Genomic DNA, 16553 nt, shown 5'->3' with positions numbered 1-16553 from the left:
TGCATCGTGATAGGAGTGTTTATTATGAATAATCAATTAGCCGCCGAAGGCGTGAGTGATAAAAGCCACTCTGCGCAATTATCTGATGGCAAGTTCCACAATACTGCTGAGGTAGAAAGACCCAGCTTTAAGAAAACGCTAGGTATCTTCAAACGCTTTATTACAGAAAAGAAAATTGATGCAGAGCCAAAAGGTGAACTGCCTATGCATTCTGTTTCTCATGCACAGCTTGAGCGTTTATCTAATGACACAGTGCATTTTGTGAAATTAGGTCACTCCTCTATTTTAGCGAAAGTGTATGGCGAATACTGGCTATTTGATCCGGTATTTTCAGAACGCGCTTCGCCTTTTTCATTCATGGGGCCAAAGCGCTTTCAGCCAACACCTATCAGCATTGCAGAGTTACCAAACATTGCCAAGGTGTTTATTTCACACAACCATTATGACCACTTAGATAAAGCGGCAATTAAACAGCTTGTTGATAAAACAGATTCTTTTTATGTGCCATTAGGAGTCGAAAACGACCTGAAAAAATGGGGCGTTGATAAACAAAAAGTCCATAGCTTTGATTGGTGGCAAGAGCAAAATATGGCAAATAGCCAAATTGTATTTACACCAACCCAGCACTTTTCTGGCCGAGGTTTAACAGACGGCAATAAAACTCTTTGGGGCTCTTGGGCTATTAAAGTAAATGATAAGCGCTTTTATTTTAGCGGTGACTCTGGCTATTTTGCTGGCTTTAAAGAAATTGGTAATCGCTACGGGCCGTTTGATATCACCTTTATTGAAACCGGTGCTTACGACAAAGATTGGGCTGACATTCACATGACACCAGAACAATCAGTACAAGCTCACCTCGATTTACAAGGTGAAGTGATGGTGCCAGTGCATAATGGAACATTCGATCTGGCCTTTCATGCTTGGTATGACCCACTTAAACGTGTCGCTAAAAAAGCAGGACAAGAGCAAGTATCACTGAGTACTCCGCTAGTTGGAGAGGTATTTAAAATTCAAGATACCGCCATTGATAAAGCGTGGTGGTAAAATTGGCAGGATGAAAGGTGCATTATTATCCTTTCATCCTGAATAATTAGTTATTTATAGACTCTTTCTGGACAGCCCCCCTTCGCGTCCCATATAGTGAAACCCTGTGCAATCAACCAGAAAAACTATGACAACTCACCTTAAGTATGCAAGCTTGGCACTTGCAATTGGTTTATTCGGCTGCTCTGAGCAACCAACAACAAGCACTGATGAACCAAGTGCTGAAAGCAATGAAGCCGTAAACATTGCCAATGTACGCTCACATATTAAAACCCTCGCCTCTGATGAATTCTTAGGCCGTGGGCCTTTAACTGAAGGCGAAACACTAACCATTAATTATTTAGCCGACGAGTATAAAAAACTCGGCTTAAGCGGTAGTTTTAATGGCGAGTTTTTACAGCCAGTTACCATGGCAAAACTCACTCCAGATCAAAACATGACCTTACAAGTGGGTGATTTAAGCTTTAATGCTGGCAGTGATTTTACCGCCCGTACCCAACAAATTAACCCTGAAATCAACATTGATGGCTCTGATGTTGTGTTTGTTGGCTATGGTATTAATGCACCTGAATATAATTGGGATGACTTTGCAGATATTGATGTAAAAGACAAAACAATTATCGTGCTTGTTAATGATCCTGGTTTTGCCACGCAAGACGACACGCTTTTCACCGGTAATGCTATGACCTACTATGGTCGTTGGACTTACAAATATGAAGAAGGTGCTCGCCAAGGTGCAAAAGCAGTATTTATCGTTCACGAAACTGCTCCTGCCGCATACCCTTGGGGCGTTGTAGAAAGCTCGAACACGGGTAGCAAATATACCTTAATCGACCAAGATAAGAATGCTTCTGACATCCCTGTAATGGGTTGGATTGATGAGCAAGCGGCAAATGAAATTTTTGCTCAAGCAGGCCTTGATTATCAAACTGAAAAAGCCAACGCACTAAAAGCTGACTTTAAACCTGTCGACTTAAAAGCGAAAGCAGCGCTGACACTGAAAAGTGATATCTCTCAAGCGCAATCGCATAATGTTGTTGCAACGCTTAAAGGTAGCGAAACTCCTGATGAGTACATTGTAATTGGTGCGCACTGGGACCACTTTGGCACCAAGCAAACTGATGACGGTGTGAAAATCTACAATGGTGCTGTTGATAACGCATCAGGTAGCGCAGCAACGATTGAAATAGCCCGTATTCTTACTGAAATGCATAAGAAAAAACCATTTAAACGCTCTATTATCTTTGCCAACTTTACGGCTGAAGAAACAGGGCTTATTGGCTCAGAGCAATTCGCAACTGGCGAGATTGTACCAACCAAGCAAATGGTCGCGTTGCTTAATATTGATGGTATGAACGTCCTAGACGGCGTTGACTACATATTACAATACGGTAAAGGCATGTCTGAAATGGAAGACTACCTTGCAGATGCAGCGAAAGCACAAGGTCGTCATGTAAAAATGGACCCTCGTCCTCAAAATGGTTTGTTCTTCCGCTCTGATCACTTCTCTTTAGCTAAACAAGGCGTTCCTAGCTTACTATTTATGAGTTTAGGTGATACAGATCCTGATTACATCGCGCACAAATATCATAAAGAAGCTGACGACTATTCAGCAGATTGGTCTATGGGCGGTGTTGAGCAAGATATTGAACTGATTGTTGATATTGCTGCCAAACTTGCTGATAACGGCGATTGGCCTAAGTGGAAAGCCGAGTCTGACTTCAAAGCTCGTCGCTTACAAGACAAGCAATAACCTTCGCTTAGATATAAAAAACCGAGCTAGTAGCTCGGTTTTTTATTGTCAGTTTTACTTATTACTCGTTAATTTTAGCCTTAAGTGATTGTGCTTCTTCTTGCACTTCCTCTGGGCCATTGGCAATAACATCTTCAATGGCTTGCAGCGCTGAGTCAAAGTCGTCTATTTCGATATATGCTCGAGCTAAGTCCAGTTTTGCTGAGTAACCACCACTTTCGGCATCAACATCAGTTGGGTTATCACCCGCTAGTAAGTCATTAAAATCACTCAGTCCTACATCCATATCAACCTCATCATAAGGTTCGTGATCGAGTGCTTCATCGTCACTTTGTTCAAGTAATGAATCGATATCTACAAACTCATCCGTTGAAGTAGTTTGTTGCTCCTCGGCATCTAATGCCTGTACTTCAGGTTCAACTGGCTGTTCGCTTTCACCCTGTAAGTCTTCATTTAATAGTGCATTAAAATCAACGTCGAATTCACTGGCATCAGCAATATCAGCTTCATCTGGCTCTGCTAGTTCATTTAACAGCGCATCAAAGTCTGTTTGAGTAAGGTCAGCCATAAAATCATCATCGATTTCATCGTCTGACAGCTCACTTAAATCAGACTCGTCAGCTAAATTAGACTCGATATCAGCTAATGTTTGCTCAGCTTCTACGGCATCATCAAGTTCAATATCGTCCAATTCGAATTCAGGGAACTCCTCTAATTCGTCTTGGCTATCAGCCACCTCATCGTCAATTGGCGCTTCGCTCGTTAACTCTGTTGTGCCTTCACTCTGTGATTGATCCGATAAGTCATCCTCAGGGTCAAGAATATCATCTTCTGTAAATTCATTATCAAGCAAGATCTCATCATCAAAATCATCGTCTAGCTGATCAAGCTCATTACCCGTTGCTAATGAATTAGCAAGGTCTTGCTCTGCCTGACTTAACTGTAATGGTGCATCTTCATCTAACTCACCAGAAATGTCTTCATCAGATTCATCCAATTCAAAACCGGCTTCATCTAGCTCAAGTTCAGGATACTCTTCCAGCTCTTGGCTAGGAGTCACGGTATCTTGCTGTAATGGCTCTTCGTCAGCAGTTAAATCAAATTCATCAGTTAGGTCTTCATCTGCTAGCGGATCATCGCCTAAATCAATTTCAACTTCTTCTATGTCTTGCTCTGGTTCATCTATTGACCAGTCTGGTGCTTCGACATAGTCATCATCTTCACCAATTTCATTTAATAACTCATCGACACTTTTCAGTGATGGATCATCAAACTCGTCAAGGCTATCATCTTCATCTAATAGCTCATCGCTATCTTCATTAAACTCTTGATTAAGCGCTTCATCGATATCAACTTCGTCACTATCATCCGTATCATCAACCAACTCTGATGCAATCGATTCAACATTCATGTCATCAACCGCTTGATCAGCATCGGCTAAATCTTCTAGCGACTCTTGTAGATTCTCATCATGATCTGCACTGTCACTCTGTTCATGACTTAAATCTGATATCTGCGCTTCAGTGTCTTGCTTCAGCTCATTTGTTTGCTGAATAAGCTCTTCGAGCTCATCATCAACGTCAGAGTCCTGCTCATCACTAGCGTCTTCATCAAGTAATGAGTCAATATCTGCTACATCGAGTTCATCGCCTTGCTCAGCATTGTCATCAATATCTGAGCTACTTTCATTTGTTAACTCAGGTTCTTCTGACTCTGCATCAGCCTCATCAAGTAGTGAGTCGATTTCATCAGTATCAAACTCATCGCTTAAATCATCCGTAATAGGCTCTTCGGTAAGCTCTTCAACTGGTTCTTGTTCTGGCTCTACCTGCGCTTCATCCAATAATGAATCAATGTCATCGACATCTAAATCATCATCAAGCTCGTCTTCGTCGATTAAATCGTCTGCGCTTGGTTCTTCTGCAAGCTCTTCAGGTTGCTCCTCAACAAGCTCCGCTTCTGGCTCTGTCTGAGCTTCATCTAGTAATGAATCAATGTCATCAACATCAAGTTCATCACCGAGCTCGTCTTCGTCGATTAAATCGTCTGCGCTAGGTTCTTCTGCAAGCTCTTCAGGCTGCTCTTCAACAAGTTCCGCTTCAGGCTCTGCTTGTGTCTCATCTAGCAATGAATCAATGTCATCAACATCGAGGGCATCATCAAGCTCGTCTTCGTCGATTAAATCGTCTGCGCTAGGTTCTTCTGCAAGCTCTTCAGGCTGCTCCTCAACAAGCTCCGCTTCAGGCTCTGCTTGTGCCTCATCTAGCAATGAATCAATGTCATCAACATCGAGGGCATCATCAAGCTCGTCTTCGTCGATTAAATCGTCTGCGCTTGGTTCTTCTGCAAGCTCTTCAGGCTGCTCTTCAACAAGCTCCGCTTCAGGCTCTGCTTGTGCCTCATCTAATAATGAATCAATGTCATCAACATCGAGGGCATCATCAAGCTCGTCTTCGTCGATTAAATCGTCTGCACTAGGTTCTTCTGCAAGCTCTTCAGCCTGCTCTTCAACAAGCTCCGCTTCAGGCTCTGCTTGTGTCTCATCTAGCAATGAATCAATGTCATCGACATCTAAATCATCATCAAGCTCGTCTTCGTCGATTAAATCGTCTGCGCTTGGTTCTTCGGTCGGCGCTTCTTCTTGAACTTCATCTAATAATGAGTCAATGTCATCAACATCCAGCGCATCATCAAGAACATCGTTTTCTAATGCATCGTTAGCTTCAGCTACTGGCTCTTCTGTTTGTGCATCATCAATTAAGCTGTCATCATCTTCATCGATGAGCTCATCCGCGCTTGGTTCTTCGGCTGGCGCTTCTTCTTGAGCTTCATCTAACAGCGAGTCAATGTCATCAACATCCAGCGCATCATCAAGATCGTCGTTTTCTAATGCATCATTAGCTTCAGCTGCTGGCTCTTCTGTTTGCGCTTCATCAATTAAGCTGTCGATATCAAAATCATCTTCATCGATGAGTTCAGCTTCAACGTTAGTTGTTGAGGCATCATTATTTTCATCGAGTAAGTCATCAATATCGTCTAGGTTTACATCTTGATTAGAATCCGTGTTGTTTTGCTCATCAATTAAGCTATCAATGTCAAAATCATCTTCAGCGTCATCTTCTGCAAGCTCTTCACTAAGCGCTGCCATTTCATCATTGGCGTTATCTAACGAGTCATCTTCATCAGTATCAAATAGATCATCAATGTCATCAGCACTTAAAATATCACCCGATGAATCTGCTGGAGACTGTTCGCTATCTAGGTTAATTTCATCACCTAAACTATCGTCATCGGTTTGATCGAAATCTTGCTGTAAAAATGCATCTAAATCATCATCGTCAGCACTACTTGAAGACTCATCATTAAACTCGATGTCATCACTTAATAAACCTTCTAGTTCATCTTGATTTAAAACACTGTCATCTTCATCAAAACTATCATCAATGCTGTCGTCAAAAATGATGTCATCATCAGGCAGCATGTCTTGGTCTAAGTCGTCATCTAACCGCACACTCAAGTCATCATTGTCTTCGACCGGATCAGGAACTAGCGGATCAGTTTCTATAATTGGTTCTAAATCATCATCAGCATTATAACTTGGGCTTTGTGGTAAAAATTCATCGTCATCGCTGGCATCTGTATCATCATTGGCGCTGTTACGTTTTTTCAAAAACATCACAACGGCTGCAATGATCAGTAATGCAGGAATAAACATTAAAGCACCGAGAACAAATGGGTTGCTCAGTAAATTCGAAAAACTAAACCCACTGTCCTCTTCAATCTTTTTTGCTTTTTGCTGCTCTATGATTTCATTTTGTTTAGTGATCAACTCTTTCAGTTGCTTTTGAATTTCACTGTCTTGGCCAAGTTGATCACGAACGGTTTCAAGCTCTTTAGAAATACCGCTCAGTTGCTTTTTGAGCTTGTTGTTCTCAGCTAAGATTTCTTCAACATTTTCAACCGACGATTTAAACTGCTTTTGAAGCTCTACTAGCTGCGTGCCCTGCTCTGTTTTAATGGTGTTGATTTCTTGCTTAAGTTCTTGTTTTGCTTCGTCTACATCAACTTTACGGGCTTGAGTTACTTTCTTTTGCGATTCATTAATTTCAGCTGTAGTCAGCGTACCATTTTTCTTTTTTTCCCACAGCTCATCATCTTGTTCAGAACGCGCTTTTGCTAATGTCGGGTTGACCGCACGCATTTCTGCAATGGTTGGAATTTTTAGGTATGCGCCATCACGCATATGATTTAGGTTTTGATCTAAAAATGACGATGGGTTTTTGTCATACAGAGCTTGCATGACCTGATAAATACTTACAGAGTTGTCAGGGCGAATTTTAGCGGCAATACGCCATAATGTATCGGTCGGTTTAATTGGACCAATAGAGCGCCCCTGCGCACCGTAATCGACACCTTTAGGGCCTTTAAGTGTGGTGCCTTCATCAGAGTATGTCGGTGTTACCACCAATGCAGACGCTAATATGAAGAGTGTTGCTAAACCGCGCATGCTGATCCTTTATGTTTTAAATGTTAACGCAGCAACCTTGGTTGCTTAAACATCAAGTAATTCTTGCAGAATTGATTCTTAATTATGTTTTCGTGCAAGCTCTATTCCAGCTGCAAACTATAACTTAGTTGCCTTGCAATATCTATTGCAACACCTTGATAGTAAATAGCTTAAATAATAGCGGCTGAGAGGCTTTTTTATTGTTATCGTTAAGTTTATACGCTTTTACAGCGTATGCGGCAATAATTTGGCAGTGAATTCACAAAAAAAGCGGCAAATTGCCGCTTTTCTTAAATTTAGCTCAGCCTAAATCATCAGATTTATAAATAATTTGCGATTAGCTCTTCAGCAATCTGCACACTATTTGTTGCCGCACCTTTGCGCGTATTATCGCTAACAACCCACATGTTTAAACCATGTGGGTGCGAAATATCAGCACGTAAACGACCCACGTATACAGTATCGTTACCACTTGCATCTGATACTGCTGTTGGGTAATCGGCTAAGTCTTCAATAAACTCTACACCAGGTGCATCGTTTAATAGCTGCTTCACATGTTCGATATCTACTGGCATACGCGTTTCAATATTAATCGCTTCACTGTGACCAAAGAACACGGGAACACGAACACAAGTAGGGTTAACCACAACACTGTTATCACCTAAGATTTTTTGTGTTTCGTTGACCATTTTCATTTCTTCGCGGGTATAACCGTTATCTTCAAAGCTATCGATTTGTGGGATCACATTAAAAGCAATTTGTTTAGGGAAAACGGCATTATCCATCGGACGTGCATTCATTAAGTTTGCTGTTTGCTTAGCTAGTTCATCAACGGCTTCTTTACCCGCACCCGATACAGCTTGATAAGTTGATACGTTAATGCGGTCAATGCCATAAGCATCATAAATTGGCTTTAATGCCACCAGCATTTGAATCGTTGAGCAGTTAGGGTTTGCAATGATGTTGCGGTTTCTGAAATCCGCTAAGCTTGATGCATTCACTTCAGGAATAATTAGTGGCACATCGTAGTCATTACGAAAGTGTGAGGTATTATCAATTACCACACAGCCTGCGTCCGCTGCAATCGGTGCGTATTTTTCAGAAACACTGCCGCCTGCTGAAAATAAACCAATGTGAGCTTGGCTAAAATCAAACTCTTCAACATCAATTACTTCAATACTCTCACCGCGAAATTGAATTTCTTCACCAGCACTACGGCTGCTTGCAAGTAAAAATAATTGGTCTACCGGAAACTTACGATCTTCTAAAGTTTCGATAATCTGACGACCCACTAAACCTGTGGCACCTAATACGGCTACATTAAATTTTTGCGACATGTGTTTTCCTCTTTTGAATAAAGCAAATGGCTTTATTCGTTAATTCTAAATCCCAGTGCAGCTAATGCGCCTTCACATGCACTGTTGGCAGCCACCGACAAGGTACTAAACTCGCGTCGTGGAAGGTAATTCTTACGTAAACTATCAAAGCCTTCGCTTGCTAATTTACTTCGTAAAATGCCATCGTCGCGACGCACATCATAAATTAAGTGCACCAAGCGACCTATATCGTCTTGGTTAAAGGTTTCACCAAGCGTGACAGAATGGCTAATTGGCTCTGGTAAAAAATCGTCCAGAGACTTAAGCGCTGCGATGCCTTCAAGCTCACATACTTGCTGATACAGCATTTGTGTACCGCGGGCTTTGCCTTCAAGTGTATGCCCTGCAATATGCACACTGGCATAACGTACATAATCAAGCAGAGGTGTCAGTATATTGGGTTCGTTTTCCCAAACATCAAGCACACAATCTAATTTTGCGCCTTGCTCAAACGATGCTAGCAATGCTTGGTTATCAATCACATCACCACGGCTTGCATTGATAATCGTCATACCCGGCTTAAGTGCTTTTAAGCGTGTTTCGTCTAGCATGTGCAAGGTTTTATGCGGACCTTGTTTAACTAATGGCACGTGAAAAGTCACAATATCGGCTTGGGCTAGTAATGTGTCTAACTCAATATGCTCTGCAAGCTCACCGGCTTCATGTTTTGGTGGATCACATAACAATACATTCATACCAAGCAGGCTAAGCTTATCACGTAAACAGCTACCTATACTGCCAACACCCACTATGCCGATGGTTTTACCTTGTAATGAACTGGCATTTTCTTGGCTCAAGGCATACAAGCAGCTAATAACATATTCAGCAACCGCCACGGCATTACAACCTGGTGCGCTGCTAAATGCGATATTTCGCTCAGCAAGTAACTCGGTATCAATGTGATCAACACCTATGGTTGCTGTGCCCACAAATTTTAATTTATCTGCTTGAGTGAGTAAGGCTTTATCTACATTGGTAACAGAGCGGGTTAACAAGATATCGACCCCGACTAGCTGCTCGGGTTGGAGATTACGGCCATCAAATCGCTCAACATCACCAAAATCGGCAAAGTACTGCTCAACCAATGGCATATTTTGATCTGCAAGAATTTTCATTTGTGTGTCCGAGAGGCAGAAAGTGGCGCTATTGTAGCGAATTTATCAGTATTCGGATAGGTAACAACTAAGACTTTATAACAAATGAAAAAGCCGAGCTATTGCTCGGCTTTAAGCAAATACTGGAGAGGTTTAACCTTTATATTTGCTCATTACTAATGTGGCGTTAGTGCCACCGAAACCGAAGCTGTTAGACATAACTGTATTTAGTTCAACGTCTTTACGCTCAGTTACAATATTTAGACCTTCAGCTTGCTCATCTAGTTCATCAATGTTGATAGATGGAGCAACAAAGTTATGCTCAAGCATTAATAGCGAGAAAATTGCTTCATGAACGCCTGCTGCACCTAAAGCGTGACCTGTCATCGCTTTGGTTGCACTGATCATTGGTGAGTTACCACCAAATACTTCTTGAATAGCGCCAAGCTCTTTCACATCACCAACAGGTGTTGAAGTACCGTGAGTATTTAAGTAATCAATACCGCCTTCAAGATCTTGCATTGCTTGCTTCATACAACGTACAGCGCCTTCACCTGATGGAGCTACCATGTCGTAGCCGTCAGACGTTGCACCGTAACCAGTGATTTCTGCATAAATGTGCGCACCACGAGCAAGTGCATGCTCAAGCTCTTCAACAACAACGATACCGCCACCACCAGAGATAACGAAACCGTCACGGTTTGCATCGTATGTACGTGATGCTTTCTCTGGTGTTTCATTGTACTTAGTAGACAATGCACCCATTGCATCGAATTCCATTGCTAGCGTCCAGTGAAGCTCTTCACCACCACCTGCAAAAATTACGTCTTGCTTGCCTAGTTGAATTTGCTCAACCGCGTGACCGATACAGTGTGCAGATGTCGCACATGCAGAGCTCAGTGAGTAGTTAACACCTTTAATTTTAAATGGTGTTGCAAGACACGCCGAAGTCGTACTCGCCATAGTACGTGGTACCATGTAAGGACCAACACGTTTTACGCCTTTTTCACGTAAAATGTCAGCCGCTTCAACTTGCCATTTAGATGAACCACCACCAGAACCCACTAATAAACCAGTGCGCTCGTTTGAAACTTGATCTTCACTAAGGCCAGCATCTGCAATCGCTTGTGACATTGAGATATAAGCGTATGCCGCTGCATCGCCCATAAAGCGCATTGCTTTACGATCAACAAACTCTTTAACATCAATATCGATTTTGCCAGATACGTTACTACGTAGGTTGTAGTCAGCAAACTCTTGGTTGAACGCGATACCACTACGGCCTTGTTTTAATGATTCTAATACTTCTTCTTTGTTGTTACCGATGCTTGAAACAACACCGATGCCCGTAATAACGGCTCTTCTCATGGGTAATTACCTTAGCTCTATACTAAATTGTGTTCTATTTTACGCTGAAATTACTTTCGAAGTGGTCAGCTTTCTAGCGTACACATGTACTCTGAATGTCTAGCTTATAAATAACGCCAGACTATTTCAAAGAAAACACGTAAAATAATGAAAAAAGTTTGTAGTTAATTAGTTAAACCATGATCAAAAACGCACATATTCATTTTAATCACCTTGGTACCCCTGTCGCCGATCAGTTTGACGATGTTTATTTCTCTAATGACGATGGCTTAGCCGAATCACATTATGTGTTTTATCAACAAAACCATATCCCGCAACGATTACAAAATCATGACCGTGACCACTTTGCAATTGCTGAAACAGGCTTTGGTACCGGGCTTAACTTTTTAAATACATGGCAGCACTTTGCTGCTCACCTTGATAGGCAGCATGCAGAGCAAGAAGTTCAAAATCAACCCGACCATAGTGGTAAAAAAAGTGTTACCCGCTTGCACTTTATCTCTTTTGAAAAATTTCCTATTAAGCGTGATGACCTTGCTCAAGCACTCAAAGCCTGGCCTAGTTTAAGCAAGTATAGTGAGCAACTAATTACTCAATACCCAATTAATTTGGCCGGCTGTCATCGCCTTGAATTTGCAGGCGGCAAATTAATACTCGACCTTTACTTTGGTGACGTGCAAGACAGCATTGACGCCATGAGCTACCCAAGCGAAGGGGTTGTTGATGCGTGGTATTTAGACGGCTTTGCACCAAGTAAAAACCCAGATATGTGGCAACAGAGTTTGTTCAACAAGATGCGTGCTATCTCAAGAGCAAATGCCACACTCGCCACTTTCACTGCCGCAGGCTTTGTAAGAAGAGGGCTAATCGAAGCAGGCTTTAGCATGAGTAAAGCAAAAGGCTATGGTAAAAAGCGCGAAATGCTGATTGGCGAGCTCACTGAGCCTAATGAGCAACAATCAGGGCCTGCCTATTTTGCTCATCAGCAAAGTGAACTGAGTAATGTGGCTGTTATTGGCGGTGGTATTGCCAGTAGCAGTGTACTGTATTCACTGGCAAAAAGAGGCCTAAAAGCCACGCTGTTTTGCCAAGATGAAGCGCTTGCCATGGGCGCTTCTCACAATGTACAAGGGGCTGTTTATCCGCATTTACAAGCAAAAAACTCACCACACAGTGAAATGTTCGCCCATAGTTTTTTATATGCGATGCGTCTATACCAACAATTACTTGATGATGGTTTTGACTACCCTCACCAGTGGTGTGGTGTATTACAGCACGCGGTTAAACAAGGCCTAGCTGATAAACATCAAAACCTTGCCGATAAAGAACTTTGGCCAACAGAATTAATGCGTAATGTAAGCGCCGAAGAAGGTGATGAAATTGCCGGTGTAGAAACGGGCTACTCAGGTGTATTCTTTGCAAAAGGCGGCTGGGTAAATCCACCAGCCCTGGTTACAGCTCTATTTAATGCGGCAAGTTCGTTAACTGCCACTACCAATAATAAAATGGACAGTCACTTTAATTGCCACATTGAAAAGCTCGAAAAAACCGCAGATGGCTGGTTATTACACACAAAAGAGCAAACATTCGGGCCATTTAGCGATGTGATTAATTGTGCTGGTGAACACAGTGACCAGTTTAGCCAAACTCAAGCGCTACCTATTGTTGGTGTACGCGGCCAAGTCTCGCATGTGCAAGCAAGCGAGCAGTCAAAACGCCTAAAGACCGTGCTTTGCCATAAGGGCTATTTTACTCCTGAATATCAGGGCCATCATTGCATGGGCGCGACTTTTGAAAAAAACTCAAAAAGCCGTGAAGTTAAAGAGCAAGACAACCTTACCAATCGTGAACAACTATTAAGCTTTTACACAGACAGCGAGTTTGCAACGACCTTAGGTGAAATAACAGCCGCAAAAGCAGCTGTAAGGTGCACCTTCATCGACCATTTACCTATGGCAGGTGAATGGGCTGAACAAAGTGATTATTTAAGTGCGTTTGCTAATTTAAGATTAGGTAAGCGTTATCAGTACCAAACGTTAACGAAACCTCAGCAAGGCTTGCATGTGCTCACTGGCTTTGGCGCAAGAGGCCTGTGCAGTGCCCCCTTGAGTGCTGAGCATTTAATTGCTTGCTTAAACAATGAGCCAAGACCATTTAGCGAACGCGTGAGTCAGGCTATTCACCCTGCTCGCTTTATTGTTCGCGACCTAATTCGTAATAAAATTTAAAGGGGCTAAAAAGCCCCTTTTGATTAATTACTTAATCGCTCAACTAGCTCTACGCGTCGGTTTAGCTGACGACCCAAATCATTTTTATTATTGGCAGATGGCGCATAAGGGCCTACACCATAACCAATTAAACGCGACTCTTTAATGCCATATTGACTCACGAGCGCTTTAACAACTGCTTTAGCTCGCTTAGATGACAGCCCTAAATTATACTCTGGGCTTCCTTTATCATCTGTATGACCAACAACGTACAAGTTTAAGCTGTTATTTTTATTTAAAACATCCGCAATCACTTTTAATGACTCGGCTGACTCTGGCTTAATGTCTGATTTATCATGATCAAAGTAAATGCCATAAATGGCTGCTTTACCTTTTTGCTCTAGCTGCTTTAACACTTGGTCCGGATTGGTTTTAACTAAATCTCCTTGTAAAGGCTCTGTTCGAATTATAACAAGCTGCACTCGCGTAGTGCCTTGGTAATTCCCAACAAAAAATGCGACATAGGTTGTTTGATTTTCTATGGTGCTTTTCATTAACTGATAGCGCGGCTGGCGATAATAGTTATAAACTTGTTTTGCCGACAAGTGATCACCAAGTGCTTGTATTGCCTTACGGTCGTCACCACATGCTTGACGTTCGCAACTAAATACCGTTTCAAAGCCTTCTTTTGTTAAGGCAGACACATAGTTATGAAAAACCTTAAGGGTTGATACTTTTCTAATTTCATAAGTAATACGAGTGATATCGCCTGTCACATCTTCAGCAGGTAGCGCTTTGTTTTTACGGTTAAATATTCCTGTTGGTAGTGAAAATTCTTCGTAATCAATTTGCTCAAAGGCTTCAATAAAACTACCAGGATAACGGCTTAGTAATGGGTGATCGCTTGAGCCTCTAATATCGTCTTTAGGTGCTTTGGTAACAGGGTTTGTTTGCTGTTTTGCAAAAGCAGCTGTATTGGCTTTTATCAGACCTGTTTCAAGCTCTTTAATCGCAATTGAGCTACTCATAACACGCGTTTTACTGTTGTACTGGCCAACAAATAACGACACTGCAAATTCAGGCTTTTCACCTTTAGTGGCAAGCAGATAATATGGCTTACGATGATAATTATAGAGCTGAAAGTAACCGACTTCCTCTGCAAAATCACTGCTGTCACCGCAAGCGTCTAGCTGACAAGAATAAACAATATTAAAACCATCGGTGAGTAAAGCGTGTTTATAGTTTTCAAATACTTTGAGAGTAGCAACATTGTTTATTTCGTATAATGTGTGGTTTACATCACCAATAAAGTCTGTGTAACTAAATCGCTCTGACGACTTTTTACTGCCATCAAACTGACTCATTAATTGAGTCTGTTCGCCACTGAGTTTAACCGACTTTTCAACCTCACTATTTGGATAAGGTGATAGCCATTGATTAGCAGATGCCGCGTTGCAAAATACCAAAGTTACTAACACCAAAAGTTTAATAAATATTTTCACTTTAAGTCCTTTTAATTGAATTTGTACCTAATTTGACACTATGCCAAATAATACTTTTTTATTCAAAGTTTGCTTGTACCCCTTTAAAAATAAATCCACACCCCAAGGTCTTTACTTACACAGCAATTAGAAGGAGTTTGATATGAAGACCTTAATCATTGGCGCAACGGGCCAAATAGGCAAAATGACCACCGAAAAAATGCTGGCAAGTGGTAATGATGTAGTGGCTCTGGTTAGAGACAAAAGCAAACTGACTGCGCTTGAAAGTAATAATTTAACGATTGTAGAGCAAGACCTCGAAAACGATTTTAGTCGTGCCTTCGAGGGTGTTGAACAAGTGATTTTTAGCGCGGGCTCCGGCGGCGCAACGGGTGCTGATAAAACCTTACTGATAGATTTATGGGCCGCAGTTAAAGCGATTAATTATGCGGTAGATGCCAAGGTTAAGCACTTTATTATGGTCAGCTCTATTGGTGCTGATGCCCCAGACAACATTGAAAGCAGTATAAAACCGTATTTAGTTGCAAAGCACATGGCTGACCAACATTTAATCAATAGCGAATTAAATTACAGCATTGTCAGACCTGGCACGCTATTAAATGATGCAGCAACGGGGCTATTAACCACCACGCGCCCTGCAACGCGCCAAGATGCGGTGATCAACCGTGAAGATGTAGCAGATACCCTGCTATACCTTGCTGAACATACACCGAAAAAACCACAAGTGTTTGAATTGTTTAATGGTGATAAGTCAATCGACAGCCTTCTGAGCAATTGAATACGTATGCATAAGAAATAAGATTGAGAAAGCGCGTAAAGCACTTTAGTTTATTGTTTACATAATAATAACAAAGGTGCTTTATGCGTCATTTTGCTTTACTTTTTTGCTTTGCTTTTACGTCGGCTTGTTTTGCCGCACCGGTAAAAGTTCAAAGCTACAGTGGCGATACCTCTCTTCCCCACAAATTACTGATCAGCGCCATCGAACGTGCTGGCTTAGAGTATATTCACCCTTATGAAACCAATAAAGATATCTCTAATGCACGTATCTTAAACGATGTAAAAAACAACCAGCTGGATGTGATGTGGAGCATGACATCAACTCAGTTAGAACAGGATTATAAAGCTGTTTATATTCCCTTGTTTCGTGGCTTACTTGGCATGCGAGTCGCGATTGTAAAAGCACAAAATCGCGAACTGTTTAGCTCAGTAACTAGCTTACAAGATTTAAAACGCTTCACCGCTGGGCAAGGTAAAACTTGGCCAGACACGAAAATATTAAAAGCAAATCAACTGCCCGTTGTTACCACATTAAAATACCCTAACTTATTTCCAATGCTTGAAGGCGAGCGCTTTGACTACTTCCCACGTGGGGTGAATGAACCTTGGGATGAAATTGCCAATCACTCAGAGCTTAACCTCACTGTTGAGCCATACTTAGTTATTAAGTACACCGCACCACTTTACTTTTTCGTCAACAAAAACAATCACACACTACATAAACAGCTAAATGATGCCCTAAACGAGATGATTGCCGATGGCACATTTAACGCCATGTTTTTGGCAGACAGCCAAGTACAAACGGTTTTATCAAAAGCCAACTTAAGCTCGCGTCGCGTTATTGAGCTAGATAACCCAACGTTATCGTCGAACACACCTAATAAAAATAGCCCTTTGTGGTTTAACCCATTTCAATGAGCGC

General features: G+C 41.8%; 10 protein-coding genes. 5 read left to right on the top strand and 5 right to left on the bottom strand.

Going from position 1 to position 16553, the window contains the following annotated elements:
• Positions 1–24 precede the first annotated feature (24 nt).
• Together EXT43_RS11600 and EXT43_RS11595 are read left to right on the top strand one after the other, a co-directional pair.
• Positions 25–1044 (top strand): MBL fold metallo-hydrolase, encoded by a 1020-nt coding sequence (locus EXT43_RS11600; protein ID WP_240701495.1) that lies wholly within the window; start codon positions 25–27, stop codon positions 1042–1044.
• A 127-nt stretch (positions 1045–1171) separates the two neighbouring features.
• Entirely contained in the window at positions 1172–2797 is a 1626-nt protein-coding gene (locus EXT43_RS11595; RefSeq protein WP_130167027.1) for a M28 family metallopeptidase, read from the top strand.
• Positions 2798–2858: 61 nt separating this feature from the next.
• Here the strand turns inward: EXT43_RS11595 and EXT43_RS11590 are convergent, their stop codons facing one another.
• The 4 genes from EXT43_RS11590 to fabB all read right to left on the bottom strand — a co-directional run bounded on the left by EXT43_RS11590 (position 2859) and on the right by fabB (position 11142).
• The gene (locus tag EXT43_RS11590; RefSeq protein ID WP_130167026.1) at positions 2859–7304 is read right to left on the bottom strand and encodes a FimV/HubP family polar landmark protein; all 4446 of its coding nucleotides are present in this window, start codon (positions 7302–7304) and stop codon (positions 2859–2861) included.
• Positions 7305–7624: 320 nt separating this feature from the next.
• Positions 7625–8641 (bottom strand): aspartate-semialdehyde dehydrogenase, encoded by a 1017-nt coding sequence (locus tag EXT43_RS11585; RefSeq protein WP_054551679.1) that lies wholly within the window; start codon positions 8639–8641, stop codon positions 7625–7627.
• 32 nt (positions 8642–8673) lie between these two features.
• Complete coding sequence (locus EXT43_RS11580) at positions 8674–9795, bottom strand: 4-phosphoerythronate dehydrogenase (RefSeq protein ID WP_130167025.1); 1122 nt, start codon at positions 9793–9795, stop codon at positions 8674–8676.
• A 132-nt stretch (positions 9796–9927) separates the two neighbouring features.
• Positions 9928–11142 (bottom strand): beta-ketoacyl-ACP synthase I, encoded by a 1215-nt coding sequence (gene fabB, locus EXT43_RS11575; RefSeq protein WP_054561838.1) that lies wholly within the window; start codon positions 11140–11142, stop codon positions 9928–9930.
• Positions 11143–11321: 179 nt separating this feature from the next.
• On the opposite strand from fabB, the gene mnmC reads away from it, so the two are divergent.
• Positions 11322–13370 (top strand): bifunctional tRNA (5-methylaminomethyl-2-thiouridine)(34)-methyltransferase MnmD/FAD-dependent 5-carboxymethylaminomethyl-2-thiouridine(34) oxidoreductase MnmC, encoded by a 2049-nt coding sequence (gene mnmC, locus EXT43_RS11570; protein WP_062564341.1) that lies wholly within the window; start codon positions 11322–11324, stop codon positions 13368–13370.
• A gap of 23 nt (positions 13371–13393) precedes the next feature.
• Here mnmC and EXT43_RS11565 read toward each other — a convergent pair whose 3' ends face one another.
• Positions 13394–14851, bottom strand: a complete 1458-nt coding sequence (locus EXT43_RS11565) for an OmpA family protein (protein ID WP_240701494.1) — start codon at positions 14849–14851, stop codon at positions 13394–13396.
• Positions 14852–14993: 142 nt separating this feature from the next.
• Here EXT43_RS11565 and EXT43_RS11560 point away from each other — a divergent pair, with 142 nt between their 5' ends.
• Both EXT43_RS11560 and EXT43_RS11555 read left to right on the top strand, forming a co-directional pair.
• On the top strand, positions 14994–15629 hold the full coding sequence (locus EXT43_RS11560; RefSeq protein WP_130167023.1) for an SDR family oxidoreductase: 636 nt from the start codon (positions 14994–14996) through the stop codon (positions 15627–15629).
• A gap of 83 nt (positions 15630–15712) precedes the next feature.
• Positions 15713–16549: a transporter substrate-binding domain-containing protein gene (locus tag EXT43_RS11555; RefSeq protein ID WP_130167022.1), complete on the top strand. Its 837-nt coding sequence runs from the start codon at positions 15713–15715 to the stop codon at positions 16547–16549.
• The last annotated feature ends 4 nt before the right edge of the window (positions 16550–16553 follow it).

This window comes from Pseudoalteromonas sp. CO109Y, assembly GCF_004208935.1.
Classification (GTDB): domain Bacteria; phylum Pseudomonadota; class Gammaproteobacteria; order Enterobacterales; family Alteromonadaceae; genus Pseudoalteromonas; species Pseudoalteromonas shioyasakiensis.
This window is presented reverse-complemented; position numbering and strand designations above follow the sequence as displayed.

Excerpts from the sequence above, each read along its gene's own strand:
- EXT43_RS11600 (WP_240701495.1), top strand. The coding sequence starts at position 25 with ATGAATAATCAATTAGCCGCCGAAGGCGTGAGTGATAAAAGCCACTCT.
- EXT43_RS11595 (WP_130167027.1), top strand. The coding sequence starts at position 1,172 with ATGACAACTCACCTTAAGTATGCAAGCTTGGCACTTGCAATTGGTTTA.
- EXT43_RS11590 (WP_130167026.1), bottom strand. The coding sequence starts at position 7,304 with ATGCGCGGTTTAGCAACACTCTTCATATTAGCGTCTGCATTGGTGGTA.
- EXT43_RS11585 (WP_054551679.1), bottom strand. The coding sequence starts at position 8,641 with ATGTCGCAAAAATTTAATGTAGCCGTATTAGGTGCCACAGGTTTAGTG.
- EXT43_RS11580 (WP_130167025.1), bottom strand. The coding sequence starts at position 9,795 with ATGAAAATTCTTGCAGATCAAAATATGCCATTGGTTGAGCAGTACTTT.
- fabB (WP_054561838.1), bottom strand. The coding sequence starts at position 11,142 with ATGAGAAGAGCCGTTATTACGGGCATCGGTGTTGTTTCAAGCATCGGT.
- mnmC (WP_062564341.1), top strand. The coding sequence starts at position 11,322 with ATGATCAAAAACGCACATATTCATTTTAATCACCTTGGTACCCCTGTC.
- EXT43_RS11560 (WP_130167023.1), top strand. The coding sequence starts at position 14,994 with ATGAAGACCTTAATCATTGGCGCAACGGGCCAAATAGGCAAAATGACC.
- EXT43_RS11555 (WP_130167022.1), top strand. The coding sequence starts at position 15,713 with ATGCGTCATTTTGCTTTACTTTTTTGCTTTGCTTTTACGTCGGCTTGT.